The sequence below is a fragment of the Ferruginibacter profundus genome, from assembly GCF_054783275.1.
In genome coordinates this window covers 1810112-1829416 of the sequence record NZ_BAAGQW010000001.1, presented here as the reverse complement: position 1 = coordinate 1829416, position 19305 = coordinate 1810112, and the positions used below count along the sequence as shown (strand labels likewise).

The following is a 19305-nucleotide window of genomic DNA, read 5'->3' as shown; positions in this document are numbered from 1 at the left end:
TAGTTTACTACTGCAAACTCACTTTTTAAATTTATCAATATAATCAGTAAAGAGCTTGTCAATATTACTGGTTTCAAATTTACTTCTGTACAAAATATATTTTTCTTCTCCGGCCTTAATTGAAAAATCAGTTGCTGTTGTTGAAAACGGCCCGATGATACAGGTGTACAATTCATTACTGCGCCTGTATTGGCAGGTTACTTTAAAAACATAAAAGCGGCGCAGGGTATCATTCAGCACCACATCTTTTATAGCAGCAACGTCATAATACTTGGGAATATCTGCAGTAACCTCATTATTGGTGTACGCAGTAGCAAAAGCTTCTGCAAAAGACCGCTGGCTTGCATATTCTCCTTTAAATAATGATTGTTTACCAACATCTATCAAAGCATCATACAGCTGAATGCGGCGTTCGGGGTTAGTACAAAAATTATCTATCACAGAAGTAGCTACGGTTTGACCATTTTGCAATAAGGCTACAATTATTACAGAATTTAAAGTGTAATTGTTTAGATCAATAAAATCATTCAGCACGGCTCTTGCAGATTTTTGATTTATTCTGGCCAGCATTTGCAACACGCCAATGGTATGCGGGGCATAAAAATTATCGTTATTCCGTGCCCTGTATTCTTTCAGTAATTGTTTGCCGGTATGTATAATATCATCCTCATAATCTTTTAACGATGCATACTGAACCTGGTTACTATCGATAAGTATATTGGCGATATCAATTATAAAAGGAGCCAGGTCATCATCCTTTAACTTAATGGCAATACCAGGAAATAAACCTGCTGCTACAGCTGGCGAATGACTTAAGTTACTTAACACAATTCCATAGTCAGTAGCAAGTGGCGGTGGTTCATTCAGTAAAAGTACTTTCAATACCTGGTAAGCTGCCGCATTATTGCTTGCAGATAAAATATTCAGCATCAGCATTCTTAAATCTTCCCGTTTACCTTTTAACAAAGGATAGTTTGTTTTGATGAATTCAAAAACTGCGGTTCCGGTATAAGGGGCAATGGTTTGCGCTATAAGTGCCGCCTGGTTGGTACTGTTGTTTTTAATTGGTGTATACGGAAATAAAAATGCATCTAATAATAGCGGCAGATCCTGCTGCGGAAAACGGAAACCTTTTCTTAATGAGGCTGCTGCACCAATGCAGGTACTGCTGTCTGCAGATTGCAGGTCGCTGATAAGCAGCGCAGTTTTGGAAGTATATGCCGTGCTTGAAAAATTTTCGTTACTAAACCTGAAGCTGTTGAAAAAAATATCTGCATTTTCATTCGTTACCAATTCCTGGTCTCCTTTTAAATTAATGATAAAAACAGAATCGGCAAAATGCATAATGCGTAGTCTTACAAACGAATTGTTCACCAGGTTTTTCAGCAATAATTCTCTTCCTTCAATATTGCCATTATAAACGGGTTTTTTATACACCAGCGAATCTGTGTTCAAAACATTACCTGCAGCAAGTGAATCATCAAAATTCATCCTGGTATAATCATCCAATAATTTTTTTTCTCCTTCTACCCAATAGTATTTACCGAGCCCCAGCGCAGTGATGCCATAAGACATAGCCGTATTACTATCAATCGCAAAATAATCTGTACGCTTTACTGATGTGGTTTTATGTTTCTCCTCTTCATACACATTGTTCTGCAGGTAATAAACAGGCGAAGGTGCTATTACAGAAAACAGGTTATCACCACCGGCTTGTTTTTCAAACACAGTTGCTGCATAAGGCAGAAAACGAAAAGAATTAATGAACTGGTCAAATAATGCTTCATTGTCTTCTGTTATTAAACTACGTGTGGTAAGGTTGTACATTCTGTTGTGGCGTATGGTCAATGCTGCATAGATCACAAAATTCTTCCGGTCAGCTTCTCCTCTTATTTTTACTTTTAATGCAGGGTAACCATCAAGGATAATATTTTCAACAGCAAAATCTGTTTGCACGATGCCTTTTTTGATCTCATTTACAGTTTGTAAAAATATGGTGCTGTCAAAATCAAAGAAATACCCTTTAAAAGGTTCTTTTAAAAGCACCAGGTAGTTGATCTTTGCTTTGGGATCTACACTGCTGAAAAGCGTAACATCTTCTTTGGTATAAGTATTATCACCCGCTACTATTTCTTTTTTAGGCAGCACAGGTAATGATACGCTGAAAGCTTTTTCGGGGCAGGTAAAGGAAAGCATATTGCTTGCCGGCTTTGGCCTGTTAAGAATCATGGTATAACTGTTGATATAACTTTCGCAACGGGCAGAACTCAGGCTGTCTTTATATTTGGAGCCAACAGCAAACATGTAGGTTTTTCCGGCATTATAAAATAACTGTATCCTGATATAGCCTTCACGGCTTTTAAAATTTACATCATAGCCATTCAATTGCTGCCGTACTATCTTATTGCTGGAATATAATTTTATATCATTGCGTGAAAAGAATCTTGTCATTTCTGCCACTTCCTCGTCAATAGTTTTTGCCAGGTTACCATCTTCATAAACACCACTCATCAAAAGAATTTCATTCGACAATTCTTTATAGGTTTTAACGTAAAGCTTGTTGGTGATGCCCGTAAGTATAGTTGGCTTACCAGGCATTTGTACAATATAATTGGAATCGGCATCAGAAATACTGATCAGCTGCTGTAACTGGTTATCGATCTTAATATCGCCGGGCTCAATCGTTTTAGAAGAAAACACCGGCGTAACAGTAAAACCTCTTTTTCTCAACAGGCTTATCACACCCGAATCTCCGGGCAAATGTGCCGCACCTACTGCACAAAAAGTGCTCCTGATCTTTCCCAGGCTATCTATACGCCTGCTCATTTTATAATTGCGGTTGCTCAGCATTAAACTAAACTGTTCTTTCGACTGGCTTTGTTTACTGAATTCGTGAATATTATCCAGCTCAGCCTTAGTGTAGTTATCAATCATCCATTCTTCCACATCGGCATATTTTTTTCTTTGGTTTTTTAAAAATTCATCCGGGTCAAATGGGTTGCCCAGTTCATCCTTTAAAGAAGTCTGGTCAGTAATATCCTCAATACCACCTACTATTTTGCCTTGTCTTTTTGCAAGGTCAAAAAGATACAGGTCAAGTGCTGTACGCATATCATTCCTGTCTCTTCTGCGAAAAGCTTTTCGCAGCCGGGCAATATCACGGGCTGTAATATCATTATACCGCTCCCTCATTTTCAGTAGTACAGAATCAAACTGGCGGCTGCTGTTTTTATAAGGATCAGTTCTCTTTTGCAACAGGTCATTCTCTACTGCCTGGCGGTAGCTGATATTAAGATGTTCATTTTCTATTGAATTGATAAATGTATCTACATATTCCCCGGGGTCTATTTCTATTGCAAACCCGGCACAGGATTTTATGCTGCTGTAAACAGAATCCCCTAAATAATACACCCGCTTATCCCTTGAATGCATGGTGCCGTATAAATAACAAGGCTGCTGCAAATTATTGCCGGTGATCTTCCACAACATCGTTTTAGGTGTTGGGGTGGTTTGAGAAAATGCGATGCCGGAATAAAGGGACAGGAATAAAAGCAGGGTGGTAAAGCGCATAAGAGGATTATAAAAATTAGATAGAGTAGTTTTATTGGTAAAAACGAATTACGGTATTAAAAATACAAAGAAAAACTGATTTTTTATTTTGAAATCCGTGTAAGCAAAGGGCCTAACAAAGGCACATCAATTGTACCATAATTCCAGCCATAGTCTCCAGCAGCGTTTACCTCTATAATTGTATTTTGCTCAGCATTTTTAACTGCAAACTCTATACATGAATTGTCTTTTTTTTCGAGTCTTACCAGGCAAACCCAGGTCGGATTTTTTATTATTGAATGTCGTAAGGTACCAGTTCTTATTGCAGTACACAAGCTGTCAATTATTTCTTTTTTTATTATTGTAAGAGGATTTTTTGTTAAACTAAGTGTTTCGTAACCCTTGTAAGTCGTTGGCTTGATCAAAATTGCAGTAATATCTTTTGGGTCAATATGGAGAACGGTATCGGGATATTTATAGCTTTGTGAAAGTGGTCCAATGATTATTAATACAATTGCTGCCAGGCCGATGGTTAGCGGGATAAGCCCGGTCAGCTTCTTCTGTTTTTTAAATACAAGGGTGCAAATTCCAATAATGGAAAAAATAGTGCCGGTTATAAAAAGCTCAAGGTTATGCTGAATCAAATAATAATTTGTTTTTGGTACCTCAAAAATACAGGAGTTTGCTGTGTTTTATTAACCCTGGAATAAAACGCATAGTGGTTATTCCTTTTTCTTATTGTATTTTCTAAAACGCTCTGAAGATTTTTCCGGCCGCATTACAATCTGGTCTTCTGAAAGCTCATCAATTTCATACACATACACTTCCCCATGATTCAATTCTTTGTTTGTAGACTGGTCTTGCCGGTGAAATAGTGTAATGGTATAATTGGCACAGCTGTCAAGTTGTAGTCGCCCCGGTTCAATACCAAAAGCGTAGGTTTTAATAAGAACAGGGTAATGGTTATTCTTTACCTTCAGCATTAACTGTCCTGATGAATCTGTAGCGGTTCCGGCGGACAAAGAATTCTCTCCTTCTATAAATACGGTGGCATAGGGTATTGGAATACCATGATTATCTCTCACGCTTACAGATATCGTTGAAAAGCTATCTACGCTTGTTGCTTTTATAATGAGGGCAGTTTTTAGACTATCCTTTTTGGGTTTACTTTTATCTTTCCCGAAATACAGGTATAAAAAATTATTACGGATTTCGCAGCGGCCTTTACCATGAACACCATAAGTACAATAAAAGCCATTGAAATAAAAAGAATCTTTGCCAACAAAGTTGATGCTTTCCCCACCAATGAAGCTGGCGCCATAACTGCCCTGTAAGTTTATTTCCTGTGCCAACAGGTTGCCTGTTTTAAAAAGGCATAGTATGAATAATAATTTACGCATAGTTCTATTGAGATGCAGGGAGAGAAGGTATTGCATAAATATAGGCAACCTGTTGTTTTTATTCAGCATCACCTTGTTCATTGGTCAGTTTAACCGGAGTGATGCCCATATATTTTTCAAATGAATGGCGAAGTCTGGTAGCTGCATTTTTTGCGCTGATAAATAAAAAAAATAAAGCAAATACAAAAGGCCAGGGCCCCAACAGCGAAAAATGGAATTCCATTGTCAGCAATGATTTGATAATGATGAAAACTGCAAATGGTAAGCAAACAAAAAATAACAACCGGTATACAGCGTTGGGCTTAACCACAATTTCAATTTTTGTTTGTGTGGCATTGATGGGAGAGATGATGCCGCTTAATTTTGCCGGTTCCCTTTCTTCTCCACCCCGTATTTGCACGAACCATCTTTTGGGTGTGACGCTAAATATCGAAGGGTATTCTAAAAATTTGCCTTTTAAATTGGGCGATTTAAACCAGCCTTGTTTTTCATTAAATAGTACTTCCAGCTTACCGGTTAACAATTGCGGGGTGGTATCTGTTACATAAGTAAAAGTGTCAAAGTAAAGTGTTTTGTAAAAGAAGTTAGGCATGAGTATCGGTTCAGTTTATTTGCTGCTGACAAACATTAATGGCCTGTTTTTATTTTCAGTATTGCCAGTTCCTTTACTTTTCTGTCATCAAAAGTTTTAAGTGCTACATAGTACCATTTATTTACCGGAATATCGATGGTAAAAATGTCATCTTTTTTATGTTGACGGATGGCTGTTTCAAATTCTTTTGCCATCATGCTTTCTGTAAACCAGCCTAAGTCACCAGTGGGGTTACCATCCATCGTATATCCCTTCACCAGGTCGAAAAAGGATGTGCCGTTTTTGAATTTAGCAAGAATGATATTCCTTATACTGTCAATTGATTTTAAAGACAGCTGGCTACCATCCAGATAAATATAGCTTGCCCTGAATTCGGGATAGGTGATTGAATCAATGATCTTATAACTATAGTTGTCAATACTAAAAGTAAAGCCCTTTTTTTTATCAAATAATGGAAGCGTAATGTCGGATGTATCTTTATTGGAAAACAACATGAACACTTTAGCATCAAGATCAGGATAGTTTTTTGCAACCTTGTTTGCCTGCGCAATAGTTTTTGTATCAGCGAGAAGCTTTGCAGGCGTTTGTGCAAAAAGGACTGTATAAATAAAGCAGCATAGAAATGTTGGAAAGATTTGTTTCATGTTTGTAGTCAGGTCTATATTATTAAAGAATGAGAATGTTAATATTCAATACTGCTATTCGTCCCACCACATAAGGTTATTCCATCTTTGCCAGGCTCCGGATACTTTCTTGTAAATAGTAATTTGCCCATGTCCGCATAATCCCCCGCAACTGTAACTATAACATAAAATGCCATAGGTTTGATTGTTAAAAAATATTGGTGGAACTATTTGATATTTTATTGCGTATTCCGGTTGCACCGTACTGCTGGTATCAGGCCCGATAATGCTGAGGTGATCAAGATTTATTTTTTTAGCAACTTCAGTAGTCCACTTAAATGTTTTTAGCGAATGTAGTTTCTGATACATTGAATCTGCATCCTGGCTGGTAAGTTTTACTGTGTCTGAAACGTCTTTATTATTATTGTCAACTAATCTTAGCACAAAGAAACCTTTGTCAACAAATTTTTTTATTTCTGCAAGGTTATACTCTGTCATTTCAGAGATCAGAAAAATGCCGTGCCTTTTGTCTTTAATAGCAAAGTTAACCAGGTCTATATCGGTTTGGCTGATAGCAGGGCTTTGTGCTTTGGAATGGGCCACAAAAGTTAATGACAATAATATAAATAGTAGTCTTACCATAATAGCTATAACATCCGGATCTTGTATAAACCTTAAGTTAGTTGATAAAAGTTATAATGGCTTCCCCGTTTTTTGCAGCTTCCGCATATACTTCCTGCACATTTTTAAAATATTCACTCAAATACTCAAAGGCTTCATCACCTTCTTCGGCCCAGATGGAGGGATACACTTCTAAAGCTTCCATTTTTACAGGATCATATTTTTGTTTCAGATCGGCAGTGGTGATTTTTAAGATCTGTTCATTTAGTTCCGCCACTTGCCCGGGTGTTAAATAATGCGCCGGTCCGTAACCAAGGTCCTGTTCTTCATCAATAATTTGTCCGCTGAATAAAACCTTTGCCAACGGATGTTCTGTATTGGCCACATTCTGCCCGGTAAGTAAAAATAAAATCCCATCCCAGGATTTATCAATATCAGTTAAATTGGGATTTTCATCATCTGTTTCTTCATCATAAATGCTGTGCTCTAATAAGGAGCTGTCTTGTAAATAAGCTTCAAGGTCTGTTGCTGTTACCCGAAGTAAATTGCCGATCATACTCATGAATGAAATGTGTTTTAGGTTATCAATTTTTTTTAGATTAGGGTGTTATTTTTTCTTATCGATAATTTCATCCTTGATATAATTTCTTACCATTTCGTAATTGTCAACCGGTTGTCCTTCCCAGGTATCATCATTAAAATCCCAATGCACTGTTCTGTCATAATAAACACGTTTCTCAATTATGGGAAAATACTTTGGGCTTTCTGTTATCCAGAAATTTCCATAGCCGCCAGCATAGGCACCAACAGGTTTAAAGTAGGCATGAAAAATTCTGCCATTAACTTTTTGGTAGTAAAAGCTGCGCATTTTAAAAGTATCCAGGATAAACATATCTGTAAAACTATATGCTATTAAACCAAATACAATTGCCGAAAGAAAAACTGTTGAAATTTTTAGTGTAACTATTACCCCGGATTTTACAGAACCTTTCTTAAATACAATCCACAGTGCAACCAGGGAAAGCAAAATTGAAAAAATAATATCTGTCCAGAATCCTACTAATGATATATCAGTAAATAAAACTGTATAAAGATAGGCTGCAAAAAAAATGATTAGTATGGTTTGCTTTCCGGGGGTCATTAAATGATGTTTGTATCAACGTTTTTACACCGCTCATGCCTCTGCAATCTAATTAATAAATTAATACAGGCTGTTATTTCATTGTTTCCAATGCTGAGAATATCTCAGGGAGTTGAAATACGCATATAAAAATACTAGTCCAAATTCACCCTCTTTACCATAGTCACGAATGTGTTTATGGGTTCCGTCTGTAAAAGTTAAATCAATTATGCCAGTTGGCAAGTCCGTAACGTAAATGGCATAATCGTCGCTATACCTGGGGAGGTTAATATAATTTATGATCGTATTCATATAATTAAATGTTTGAGATGGAATTGTACAATGGAATACTCCTTCTATATTTTCATTGTACCTGAAAGCTTCAAGCCGGGCTTTGCCGGTACTGTCTATTGTAAGGTCATATATAGGGCAACGGCCAAGGCAACTTTCGGAAAAATATTTCAGGCTGGCTATTTTTCTGTTTATTATTTTTTCTTTGGGCGTAAAATTAATGAAGTGCTTGAATTTGTAAATTAACGTATCAGTTTTTCTTACTTCAATTGTATCGGATTCTTTATCCGAATCAGTAAAATCAATTTCTTTAAAAATTATCACTGCCTCATCATTTATTTTCGTAGGTAAAACGTATGGTCGTACCCAACCTCTGTCCCGGTTTACCAGGTTTACAACCGAATACTTTTTATTGGTATCTCCCAGTACAATCAAAGCCTTATTTTTCCCATCTACACTTCCTGTAACAATTAAATCTGTGAGATGGTCCTGGTTAATATCTGTTTTGTACCAGGTTTTTCCACTCGTTTTTTTCAGGTACTGCTTACCTCTGTTACTTCTGAAAATATAACCAACATAAAAATCAATATAATTGTCTTTGAAGTTTGCCCTGATGAAATTTTGCGCTTCCAACTCCGTTTTCAGATCATCTATATTTTGACAAAAAGAAACTGCAGGGGAAAACAGGAAACTTAAAATTATTAATGCTTTCATCATTTTCATAAGTCATATTGTTTACCTGACTAGCTGGTATATTACAATACCTGAACCTAATACCATTAATATTAAGGGCCAATAAAAGAGCGGGATAAAAAACAGCCTGTGTTCTTTTCCTATTACCATATTTTTTTCACCCGCCGTCACTGATTGCCGCTTCCTTCTGATCATAAAATCTGAAATGAGTCTTACTACAATCGCAGAAACCAGGAAGGAACACCCTAGGGGAATAAGATTGTTTTGATAATAATTTTCATCATGAGTGAGTGATTCTGAAACTACTTCTGCAACCAGTGAATCAAGAAATACAACAACAAAAACAACGAATCCATAACCAGACCAAATTATCATAATTTATATTTTTAAAAATGAATTTTCCGGAGAACGAAAAGTATGGATTTACAAATTCCTGATATTAGTTTATCTCCCTAAACTAATTAAAACCTGCAGTTGGCCACTGGTTACCCGTCCTGCTATTTCCCCTTTCCGGGATTTCTTTTCTTCTTTTTAATTTCATGTAACAACTGTCTTTTCCTGCCTTCCAGCCGGTCAACGGTTATAGATGTAATATCAGCCAGCCGGTATGTTTCAATGCCATCATCTTCCCCGGTTTTAGTAATTGCTTTCAATTGTAATGATGTATCATCATAGTCAAGCACAAATCCGAAATTTACAGTATCAGAATTATTTACTTCTACGGTTATGATTTTACCCTGGTCAAACCCGATTTTTAAAAGTTCATACTGCCAGTTGTCTTCATTGGATATTTCAACGGTTTTTACAATTTGTTTTTGAATTCTATTCTGGTTGTCAAATAATAACTGAATTGATTTTATATAATTGTCTTCAATTTCAAAATTATCAATGTTATCAATTCTTTCTATTATCATACCATCTTCAAGTCCTAATGAAGAAATATGTTGCAATACAAAGAGTGTATCATTGAAGTCAACTATATAGCCAACCCAAACATTGTCGTCACTATTCCGCTTTCGTACCGAAATCAAGGTCTTTGTTTCTTGAGAATAGGTCAATATCTCTCTGATAATTCTGCTGATCATATGGTTTTATAAAAGGTTTATTTAAAACCGGCGGTCAAATATTTTAGTTACACAACTTTTTTGAATCAATCCTTAAGGATAAATAATGCCAATCTGGTCAAAATTAATTTCCTTCCGCAAGCTAACAAAAATCATAACACCACCTGCTCCCACAAAAAAATCCCGTCAATGAAGACAGGATCTTTCGTTTGTTTGGTTACAAAAATCTAAAAAGGTATCGCTTAGGCTACAGCTTTGTTTACCAATGCTGCGGCTTCGCTTAATAAAATAGCGCTTTGTACTTTAAGGCCACTCTCGTCAATTAATTTTTTAGCTACATCTGCATTGGTACCTTGTAAACGTACAATGATAGGGATGCTGATATTGCCAATAGATTGATACGCATCAATTACACCTTGCGCCACACGGTCGCAACGTACAATACCGCCAAAAATATTAATGAGGATCGCTTTTACTTTCGGGTCTTTTAAAATAATACGGAAACCGGCTTCCACAGTTTGTGCATTAGCTGTACCACCTACGTCAAGGAAGTTGGCAGGGTCACCACCGCTTAATTTGATCATATCCATGGTAGCCATAGCAAGGCCGGCACCATTTACCATGCAACCTACATTACCATCTAATTTTACAAAGTTCAGGTTGAATTTGCCTGCTTCCACTTCAGTAGGATCTTCTTCACTGATATCTCTCATAGCGGCAAGATCAGGATGACGCATCAATGCATTATCATCAATATTCATCTTGCAATCCACGGCAATAATTTTATCGTCGCTGGTTTTAAACAAAGGATTTATTTCCAGCATGCCGCAATCTAAACCCACATAGGCATTGTATAAATTGGTTACAAATTTTACGCAGTTCTTAAATGCATTACCGCTTAAACCAAGGTTAAAAGCAATTTTACGTGCCTGGAAACCCTGTAAGCCACCACTTGGGTGAACCCATTCCTTAAATATTTTTTCAGGCGTATCATGGGCCACATCTTCAATGTTCATACCGCCTTCGGTACTGTACATTACTACGTTTTGTCCTTTGGCCCTGTCCATTAAAATCGACAGGTAAAATTCTTTCACCGGCTCAGGACCTTCATAATACACATCCTGTGCAACAATGATCTTATTCACCAGTTTACCAGCCGGACCGGTTTGAATGGTCACCAACGTGCCACCCAGTATATTTTGTGCAATTTGTTTTACGTCTTCTGCATTTTTACCCACAGCCACACCACGTTGTTCGGTACCGGCAATTTTGCCTTTACCACGTCCGCCTGCATGTATCTGTGCTTTTACCACAGCAAACTTGCTGCCGTATTGGGTATGAATTTGGCGGTAAGCTTCTTCCGCTTCAGTGGGGGTGTTGCAGGGGATGCCTTCCTGCACGGGAACATTGTATTTTTTAAGCAATTCCTTAGCCTGGTACTCGTGAAGATTCATGATTTATAAAGTTTTAGCGAAGATAATTAAAAACCGTTTACGGCGGTCGGTTTTCTGCCGGTGGCAGGGCTATTTACCGGCAACGATTGCGTTTACCTGATGAGTTTAAAAACAACTGCATGTTTCAGGTTTCGGATGCCTTCATCATTGGGGAACCTGATCTCCAGCATGGGCAAACCATTGGTAGCCCTGTACTTTTTAATGGGTAGCTTAATGTTCGTCCCTAATACCTGGATATGATTAAACTTTCCTTCATATTGGTCTTCTACCTGTAACAGGGCACCGTTGGTGAAGTAATTCTCCTGCTCTTTTAATAACGTCAAAACGTAAGCAGCACTTTTATCTTTTGCCATGGTGAAATAATTATGGTCATAAATGGGAACAGCGGAAGGCCTGGTATTGTAGATCGCTTCTCCGTTGATCTTCATCCACTCGCCCATTTCTTTCAATCTTGTATAAGCAGTGGTGTCCCATTCGCCATTGGCATCGGGGCCCACATTCAGTAACAGGTTACCGCCGGTGCCCACAATTTTTACCAGGGTATGTATCAGTTCGTTGGTGGATTTGTAGGTATCATGAGGCACATAGCTCCAGCTGCCCGCCATCGTCATACAGGTTTCCCAGGGATAAGGCAACAGGGTAGAAGGGAGCTGTTGCTCCGGCGTTACATAATTTTCATATTCGTTGCCTACGCTGCGGTCTACCACCAAAAGCCCGGGTTGATAACGCCTTGCCATAGCCGCAATTTTTGACATGTCTACATCCTGCTCGTATGTAATGGTGCGTTGCCATTCCACTGCAGTGTCAATAGTATTCTTCGGCCTTACCCAGCCGCCATCTAACCAAAGAATATCCATCTTGCCATACTCACTCATCAGTTCTTTGATCTGTTTATAAGTAAAATCTTTAAACGCATTCCAGCGCTGCGGATATTTTTTAGGATCATAATTTACATTCCTGTCTTTAGGCGGAAAATAAGGCCACCAGTAATTTTCCGTATGCCAGTCGGGTTTGCTGAAGTAGGCTCCGGTTGCTAATCCCTGCTTGCGGAATGCTTCAAATACTTCTTTTGCAATATTGCTTTTTGCGTTAGTGGAAAACGGTGTTTTAGGCGACGTGATCTTATAATCTGTTTCTTTGGTATCAAACATGCAAAAGCCATCATGGTGTTTGGTGGTGAACACCACGTATTTCATTCCGGCATCTTTTGCAGCTGCGGCCCATTTTGCAGGATCGAAATTTTTGGGGTTGAAAGTAGTTTGTAAGGCTTCGTAATTTTTTTTGTACTCGTTATAGGTTTTACCATGAATGCTGTCTCTTTGTGTCCAGCCTTCATCTTCAGGACAAATACTCCAGCTTTCCACCACACCCCACTGGCTGTACGTACCCCAATGCATCAGCAAACCAAATTTCCAGTCCTGCCATTGCGATAATTTTTTTATGACTGCTGAATCGGTAGGAGCTACATAATGTGGTTGTGCGGTTGCGCCGTAAAATGAAAACAGTAAAATGTATACTACAATATTTTTCATTAATCCTTTTTTATGTAAAAGCATTCATTCTTATAATCATAATAATCTACCCCAATCTCCGTTCAGACAAAATCACTCCACTTCAATCTCATCTACAAATAACCAGGCAGCCGAACCGGCACCCGGATTACCGGATGGAATGATACCGAAATTCTTTACCACCACATGTACAAACCGGCAACTATGTTTGCCTTCCAGTACAATTGTTTTTGCACCTTTATCTTTTATCGGATCAATGATTTTTATTTCCTTTGGTGCAGCAGCAATAAGTTCGGGAGTAAGATCACGGTCGGGTAAATAAGTTATTTCCACTGCAGCCGGTAAATAGATCCAGCTGCCGTTTTGATCCATCACATGAACCGTTATTTTACTGATGTCGGTTGTTGTTTTCAGGTCGATCGTCGCATCAAGATCTTTACCTGAAAAACCTAAAAACTCATTGGACTTTGCAAGGCCTTTTTCATTCTGTACACCATCTACCAGTGTAAATGCACCGCTGCCGGGATAATTTTTACTGGGCTCAGTTGCAAGGGTTATTTTTTTGCCGGTGGCTTTATTGAAATGAAAAGTTTGAAAGACACTTGATAACGGAATATTATTGTTATTGAGTAAAGATGCAGAAATGCCATCGGTTGTTTTGTTTATAAGTATCGGCTTAACATAATCAAATGCTGCTGAACTTAACATAGAAGGTATCCATCTTATTTTTGCATTTTTATTTTTGCTTTCTATTTTCCACAATACACCATCATAATTGTCTGTTGGTAAAACTGTCGATTGCAGATCATAATACGCCTTGCTGTAATTAATTTTCTGTTTATCCAACCTTTCAAAAACAGCAGGCAACCTGCTTTCAAAATTGTTCCAGTCCCTTTTTTCTTTCGGGCTCCACAATACTTCACTCAATGCGATCATACGTGGAAAGATCATGTATTCCACTTTGCTGGTATTACCAATGTACTCCGTCCATAAATTGGCTTGTGCGCCTAAAATGTGTTTGGCCTGTGCAGCATTTAAAACTGCAGGAATAGGTTCGTAGCTATATACCTTTTCTAATGGAAGGTAACCACCAATAGTAATACTGTCTTCATTTTTGGATTGAGAATGATCTATATAACAATGACTGCCCGGTGTCATGATCACATCGTGATTTTGTTTAGCAGCTTCAATGCCACCTTCTTCGCCACGCCAGCTCATCACCGTAGCATTGGGTGCAAGGCCGCCTTCTAAAATTTCATCCCAGCCAATAATATTTTTTCCCTTGCTGTTTAAATATTTTTCTATCCGGTTGATAAAATAACTCTGCAAGGCATGTTCATCTTTTAATTGATTGTCCTTAATTCTTTTCTGGCAAAGCGGACAAACCTTCCATCTTTCCTTCGGACATTCATCACCGCCAATATGAATATATTTGGAAGGAAATAATTGTACCACTTCATCCAATACATTTTGTAAAAAAGTAAAAGTGCTATCGTTGCCGGCGCAAAACACATCTTCAATTACGCCCCAGGTTTCAAACGTTTTGTAAGGCCCTTTGGTACAACCGAGATAAGGATAGCTTGCTAATGCTGCCATACCATGCCCCGGCATTTCAATTTCTGGTATTACGGTAATGTAATGGTCGGCAGCATATTTTACGATCTCTTTTATTTGTTCCTGTGTGTAGTAACCGCAATACTTTGTGCCATCATATTTATCGCTGCCGTACCGGCCAATTAATGTTTGCGCCCTGCAACCACCCACTTGTGTGAGCAATGGATATTTTTTTATTTCAATGCGCCAGCCCTGGTCATCGGTTAAATGCCAGTGAAAAGTATTGTATTTATAAGCCGCTAAATAATCAATATATTTTTTAACAAAAGAAACCGGAAAGAAATGACGGGCCACATCAAGGTGCATACCACGGTATTTAAAACGAGGTTCATCATTAATGGTAAGTTGAGGAACTGTGAGTTTGTTTTTTGAAGAAGGCAAAAGCTGCAGAAGGGTTTGAATGCCGTAAAAAATACCTTTTTCAGAGCTGCCAGAAATTTGTATTAAACTCCCTTGTTTGTTTTGGGTAATAGTTAAACTGTATTCATCATTATTATCCAATAAGTCTTTCTTATCATAGGGAATTAGACTCAAATCAATGCAATTCGTGCTTTTGCTTTTTTGGATTTTTTTTGTAACAGACGATTCCATTGCTGCAAAATTCCAAACCTTTATACTTGTTCCTGTTAGCGTTCCGATTTTATTGGCCAATTCCCTTGCAGGTTGGTCTAAACCTCCCGGAGAAAAAAATCGGATACTTGTGATGTTTTTTAGATCAACTTCGCCCTTACCCATCTTTACTTCTGCAGGCATAGGCACAATATTCAATTGCGAAAAACTTTTTAAGGATAGTAATAAGCAAAGGATTAAAAAATAATTTTTCTGCATAGCATTTTATTTTTTTATTGCCCCGGCCTTCAGGCCGGGGATTGAAATTTTAATATTTTGGGGCTTTAGCCCAATGGCGTTTGTAATAATGAGAGGCTAAAGCCAGGCAAAAATCATTTTATTTCCGGCCTGAAGTCCGGAGCAATTCAGCATAATTAATTTTTCAATACCGGCAATACAATTTTACTGGCATTCACCGCATCATGATAAATTCTTATCGATGCTTTTTGAAAATCTTTTTCCGTTGCATCCGGTATCCGCATAAATTTTTGCGGGTTCCTGTCTACCAGCGGAAACCAGCTGCTTTGTACCTGCACCATTATCTTATGCCCTTTTTTAAAAGTATGCGCCACATCATTAAGGTCAAATTTTACTTCGCTTATTTTATTGGGTACAAAAGCTTCAGGTTTTTCATAACTGTTACGGAATTTGCCTCTCATCACTTCAGCCCGTACCAGGCGTTGGTAGCCTGCCATGCTGAAGCCTCTTGGCGAACCTTTAGGCGTTGCGGTGGTATCAGGCAATACATCAATCAGCTTCACAATAAAATCGGCATCCGTACCGGTAATACTTACAAAAAGATCGGCATTAATTCTGCCGGATAGTGTAAGGTCTTCAGTGAGTTCATCCGTTTCAAAAACCACCACATCAGGACGTAACGCGGCAAAGCGCTGATCTTCCGCCATGTATTCGTTATTGCGCCTGCCGAATGTGCCATTGGTATAAGGTACCGGCTTGGCAGGGTCACTGATGTATTCATCAAAACTATTGGATGCAGCTGTTTTTTGTAAAGAGAGTTTATTGTTATCATTAAAATAGTAAGCTATTGGCACTTCATTTTTTGGAGGCCATACGGGGTAGCTTTTCCATTGATTGCTGCCGGTTTCAAATACGGTAGCTTCATTCGCTGTAAAACTGCCTTTGTCTTTTAAATAAAAATTAAAGAAAGTAGTTTCTAAGCTATCCTGGAAATATTTACTGGTGTTGCTGCCAAATTCATGCGTTGCAAATTTGCTCCAGTCGCCACCGGCCCAGGCGCCATGCGTCCACGGGCCCATCACCAGCCGGTTATTATTTTTTGCACTTTGTTTTTCTATTGCTTCATAAGTGTGCAGGGCACCAAAAAGATCTTCAGCATCAAACCAGCCACCAACTACCAGTGTAGGAATGCTGATATTTTTTAAGTGCGTACGGATATTCCTTGCTTTCCAGTACGCATCATAAGTGTCGTGTTGTAAATATTCATTCCATATAACACTCTTGTTATTATAATATTTTGCACCATTGGTATTTTTTATAGTGCCCATTTGTAAATAAAATTTATAAGCATCTCTTGAGCCTGCATTAAAAACTGGTTTGGCATAATCTTTAACGGGGCCGTTTCTTTCCATGTCGAAGAAATTCATAAAACTAAAATTGTCTAACAAAAAGAAAGCACCGTTGTGATTGGCATCATCACCAATAAATTCATCCGTAACCGGTGCCTGCGGACTCACCGCTTTTATTGCCGGGTGTGCGCCGGGTAAACATGCGGTGGCATAAAATCCGGGATAGGAGATACCTGCCAGGCCTACACGGCCATTATTATTTTTAATGTTTTTTATCAGCCAGTCAACGGTATCATAGGTATCACTGCTTTCATCCACATCAGCTTTACTTTTTTTATTGGCGATATAAGGTGTTACTTCTAAATTGGTGCCTTCGCTCATATAGCGGCCACGCACATCCTGGTACACAAAAATGTATTTCTCTTTCATCAGGTTATCATTCGGCCCTAATGAACGGGGGTAATTATTGGCACCATAGGGCCCGGCAGAGTAGGGCGTACGCTCCATTAAAAAAGGGTAGGATTGCGATTCATCTTTCGGCATATAGATCACCGTGTACAATTTTACGCCATCCCTCATGGTAATGGTGGTATCAAACTTGGTATAATTTTCTTTTACAAAACTACCCTGTGCCAATACAACTGCATGCATGGCAACTAATCCGCAAAAACTTAAAAATATTTTTTTCATATTATTTTATAATGGGCAAAATGAATTTGGTTTGATTATTTACATCATGATAAACACGGATAGTTGATTTTTGAAAATCACTATCGTTGCAATGGTAGATATCGGTAAAGGTCTGTGGGTTTCTGTCTGCAATAGGAAACCAGCTGCTTTGTACCTGTATCATTATTTTATGGCCTTTCTTAAAAGTATGCGCTACGTCGGGTAAAGTATATTTTACCTCGGTGATCTTGCCGGGCACAAAAGGTTCCGGCTTTTCAAAACTATTACGGAACTTACCTCTCATAATTTCGCCCCGTACCAGCATCTGGTAACCACCCATCGGGTACTCTTTACCGTTTCCTTTTCCGTATTCCTTTTCATCGTATTTAAAGTCGTCGGGAAAAATATCCACCAGTTTCACCACAAAATCCGCATCCGTGGTGGAAAGACTTACCATCAGGTCGGCAACCAGGGGGCCGCCTAAGGTTACATCATCTGTTAAAATATCCGAACTGAATGTAAGTACATCTGGTCTGCGGCTGGCAAAGCGCTGGTCATCGGTCATGTATTCTCTTGTTCTGCCTAAATGAACATCCTCGGTATACGGTACCGGGTGTGCAGGGTCGCTGGTATATTCAGAAAATGATTCCGGCCTTTTTGCTTTATCTGCAGGTTTAAAAGCATTGGCCGTATTATCAAATGATAATTTACCATCCCATTTTATAACGAGGTTTGTGTATGCCACATTCTTTGGCGGCCATTGATTAAAAGTCTTCCATTCATTAGCACCGCTGAAGAAAATATTGGCTTCGGCAATATCATGTACGGTGCCTTTAAGTTTTAAATAAAAATTAAAGAAGGGGATCTCGATATTGCGTTGATAATATTCACTTGTCTTACTGCCAAATCTTACATTACCCAGGTACTCACCTTCACTTCTGCCACCCCAGCCGCCATGAAACCAGGGGCCCATCACTAAACGGTTATCGGTGTTCTTACTTTTTTCTTCAATGGCTTTATATAAATTCCAGGCGCCAAAGCAATCTTCTGCATCAAACAATCCGCCTACCACCAGCATCGCAGGTTTTACATTCGTAACAAAATTCCTGGGATTGCGTGCCTGCCACCAGGCATCATAATTCGGATGATTCATCAGGTCGTTCCAGAAAGCAATACTGTCGCCCATTATTTTACTGAAGTTTTTTAAAGCACCTGTCTTTAAAAAGAAATCGTAATTATCCTGCGAAGGAATGTTGAAGCCGGGTTTGCCGGTCGTAGTTGGTTTGGGTCTTGGTATACCAAAGCCACTATAAAAATTAAACGCATCCATTACCATCAATGCACCGTTGTGGTGAAAGTCGTCGCCAATAAACCAGTCGGTAACCGGCGCCTGCGGACTCACGGCTTTTAATGCCGGATGATTACTTAATGCCGCCATCGTACTGTAAAACCCGGGATAGGAAATGCCGAATACGCCCACTCTTTTATTATTACCCGGAATATTATTGATCATCCAGTCGATGGCATCATAAGTATCGCTGGCTTCATCAATCTCCTTATCTTTTTTATTGGGATTAAAAGGACGAATATCCACATAATCTCCCTCGCTCATCCATTTGCCTCTTACATCCTGTATGGCAATGATATAACCTTCTTTTAAATAGTTGATCCAGTACGAGCCATATAAACGGGGGCTGAATTTATCTTCTCCGTAAGGGGAACAGGTATAGGGCGTACGGTTGAACAGGATCGGGTGTTTTTGTGTGCTGTCTTTGGGAATATAAAAAGCAGTGAACAACTTAACACCATCCCTCATGGTGATCATCCGTTCAATTTTATAATAGTTATCTCTTACCCAAAGTGAATCAGCATCCTGGGCAGTAAGTTGTGTTGCAACAAAAGAACAAAAAAAGAGGACAAGGAAATATTTTTTCATTTTGTATTTATT

The 19305-nt window shown here is 38.6% G+C and carries 16 protein-coding genes; all 16 read right to left on the bottom strand.

Translation table 11 applies throughout. The features are described from left to right. Positions 1 to 18: 18 nt before the first annotated feature. A complete protein-coding gene (locus ACYVM0_RS07810) occupies positions 19 to 3570 on the bottom strand; it encodes a TraB/GumN family protein (RefSeq protein WP_460554990.1) in 3552 nt (1183 codons plus the stop codon). 83 nt (positions 3571 to 3653) lie between these two features. Continuing rightward, positions 3654 to 4193: a hypothetical protein gene (locus ACYVM0_RS07805; RefSeq protein ID WP_460554987.1), complete on the bottom strand. Its 540-nt coding sequence runs from the start codon at positions 4191 to 4193 to the stop codon at positions 3654 to 3656. A 78-nt stretch (positions 4194 to 4271) separates the two neighbouring features. Further along, the gene (locus tag ACYVM0_RS07800) at positions 4272 to 5030 is read right to left on the bottom strand and encodes a carboxypeptidase-like regulatory domain-containing protein (protein ID WP_460554984.1); all 759 of its coding nucleotides are present in this window, start codon (positions 5028 to 5030) and stop codon (positions 4272 to 4274) included. After that, a complete protein-coding gene (locus ACYVM0_RS07795) occupies positions 5008 to 5541 on the bottom strand; it encodes a hypothetical protein (protein WP_460554981.1) in 534 nt (177 codons plus the stop codon). The genes ACYVM0_RS07800 and ACYVM0_RS07795 overlap by 23 nt, the downstream gene beginning before the upstream one ends. A gap of 35 nt (positions 5542 to 5576) precedes the next feature. Next, positions 5577 to 6185: a peptidylprolyl isomerase gene (locus tag ACYVM0_RS07790; protein WP_460554978.1), complete on the bottom strand. Its 609-nt coding sequence runs from the start codon at positions 6183 to 6185 to the stop codon at positions 5577 to 5579. A 54-nt stretch (positions 6186 to 6239) separates the two neighbouring features. After that, positions 6240 to 6806, bottom strand: coding sequence for a hypothetical protein (locus tag ACYVM0_RS07785; protein ID WP_460554975.1), 567 nt, complete (start codon positions 6804 to 6806; stop codon positions 6240 to 6242). Positions 6807 to 6843: 37 nt separating this feature from the next. After that, positions 6844 to 7347: a YfbM family protein gene (locus ACYVM0_RS07780; RefSeq protein ID WP_460554972.1), complete on the bottom strand. Its 504-nt coding sequence runs from the start codon at positions 7345 to 7347 to the stop codon at positions 6844 to 6846. A 45-nt stretch (positions 7348 to 7392) separates the two neighbouring features. After that, complete coding sequence (locus ACYVM0_RS07775) at positions 7393 to 7926, bottom strand: hypothetical protein (RefSeq protein WP_460554969.1); 534 nt, start codon at positions 7924 to 7926, stop codon at positions 7393 to 7395. Positions 7927 to 8004: 78 nt separating this feature from the next. Next, positions 8005 to 8919: a DUF6438 domain-containing protein gene (locus ACYVM0_RS07770; RefSeq protein WP_460554966.1), complete on the bottom strand. Its 915-nt coding sequence runs from the start codon at positions 8917 to 8919 to the stop codon at positions 8005 to 8007. 12 nt (positions 8920 to 8931) lie between these two features. Next, a complete protein-coding gene (locus ACYVM0_RS07765; protein ID WP_460554963.1) occupies positions 8932 to 9264 on the bottom strand; it encodes a hypothetical protein in 333 nt (110 codons plus the stop codon). 122 nt (positions 9265 to 9386) lie between these two features. Further along, entirely contained in the window at positions 9387 to 9974 is a 588-nt protein-coding gene (locus ACYVM0_RS07760; protein WP_460554960.1) for a hypothetical protein, read from the bottom strand. Positions 9975 to 10195: 221 nt separating this feature from the next. Beyond that, positions 10196 to 11407 (bottom strand): succinate--CoA ligase subunit beta, encoded by a 1212-nt coding sequence (sucC, locus tag ACYVM0_RS07755; protein ID WP_460554957.1) that lies wholly within the window; start codon positions 11405 to 11407, stop codon positions 10196 to 10198. Between the two features lie 92 nt (positions 11408 to 11499). Then, positions 11500 to 12939, bottom strand: coding sequence for an alpha-L-fucosidase (locus ACYVM0_RS07750; protein ID WP_460554954.1), 1440 nt, complete (start codon positions 12937 to 12939; stop codon positions 11500 to 11502). A 72-nt stretch (positions 12940 to 13011) separates the two neighbouring features. Then, entirely contained in the window at positions 13012 to 15360 is a 2349-nt protein-coding gene (locus ACYVM0_RS07745) for a beta-N-acetylhexosaminidase (protein WP_460554951.1), read from the bottom strand. Positions 15361 to 15515: 155 nt separating this feature from the next. Further along, positions 15516 to 17378: a CocE/NonD family hydrolase gene (locus ACYVM0_RS07740; RefSeq protein WP_460554949.1), complete on the bottom strand. Its 1863-nt coding sequence runs from the start codon at positions 17376 to 17378 to the stop codon at positions 15516 to 15518. A gap of 1 nt (position 17379) precedes the next feature. Then, positions 17380 to 19293, bottom strand: coding sequence for a CocE/NonD family hydrolase (locus ACYVM0_RS07735; RefSeq protein WP_460554946.1), 1914 nt, complete (start codon positions 19291 to 19293; stop codon positions 17380 to 17382). Positions 19294 to 19305 lie beyond the last annotated feature (12 nt).

Bases quoted from the DNA above. Each gene is read 5' to 3' on its own strand.
- ACYVM0_RS07765 (WP_460554963.1), bottom strand. From the start codon at position 9,264: ATGATAATTTGGTCTGGTTATGGATTCGTTGTTTTTGTTGTTGTATTT.
- ACYVM0_RS07770 (WP_460554966.1), bottom strand. From the start codon at position 8,919: ATGAAAATGATGAAAGCATTAATAATTTTAAGTTTCCTGTTTTCCCCT.
- ACYVM0_RS07800 (WP_460554984.1), bottom strand. From the start codon at position 5,030: ATGAACAAGGTGATGCTGAATAAAAACAACAGGTTGCCTATATTTATG.
- ACYVM0_RS07735 (WP_460554946.1), bottom strand. From the start codon at position 19,293: ATGAAAAAATATTTCCTTGTCCTCTTTTTTTGTTCTTTTGTTGCAACA.
- ACYVM0_RS07790 (WP_460554978.1), bottom strand. From the start codon at position 6,185: ATGAAACAAATCTTTCCAACATTTCTATGCTGCTTTATTTATACAGTC.
- ACYVM0_RS07745 (WP_460554951.1), bottom strand. From the start codon at position 15,360: ATGCAGAAAAATTATTTTTTAATCCTTTGCTTATTACTATCCTTAAAA.
- ACYVM0_RS07780 (WP_460554972.1), bottom strand. From the start codon at position 7,347: ATGAGTATGATCGGCAATTTACTTCGGGTAACAGCAACAGACCTTGAA.
- ACYVM0_RS07775 (WP_460554969.1), bottom strand. From the start codon at position 7,926: ATGACCCCCGGAAAGCAAACCATACTAATCATTTTTTTTGCAGCCTAT.
- ACYVM0_RS07760 (WP_460554960.1), bottom strand. From the start codon at position 9,974: ATGATCAGCAGAATTATCAGAGAGATATTGACCTATTCTCAAGAAACA.
- sucC (WP_460554957.1), bottom strand. From the start codon at position 11,407: ATGAATCTTCACGAGTACCAGGCTAAGGAATTGCTTAAAAAATACAAT.
- ACYVM0_RS07740 (WP_460554949.1), bottom strand. From the start codon at position 17,378: ATGAAAAAAATATTTTTAAGTTTTTGCGGATTAGTTGCCATGCATGCA.
- ACYVM0_RS07750 (WP_460554954.1), bottom strand. From the start codon at position 12,939: ATGAAAAATATTGTAGTATACATTTTACTGTTTTCATTTTACGGCGCA.
- ACYVM0_RS07810 (WP_460554990.1), bottom strand. From the start codon at position 3,570: ATGCGCTTTACCACCCTGCTTTTATTCCTGTCCCTTTATTCCGGCATC.
- ACYVM0_RS07785 (WP_460554975.1), bottom strand. From the start codon at position 6,806: ATGGTAAGACTACTATTTATATTATTGTCATTAACTTTTGTGGCCCAT.
- ACYVM0_RS07795 (WP_460554981.1), bottom strand. From the start codon at position 5,541: ATGCCTAACTTCTTTTACAAAACACTTTACTTTGACACTTTTACTTAT.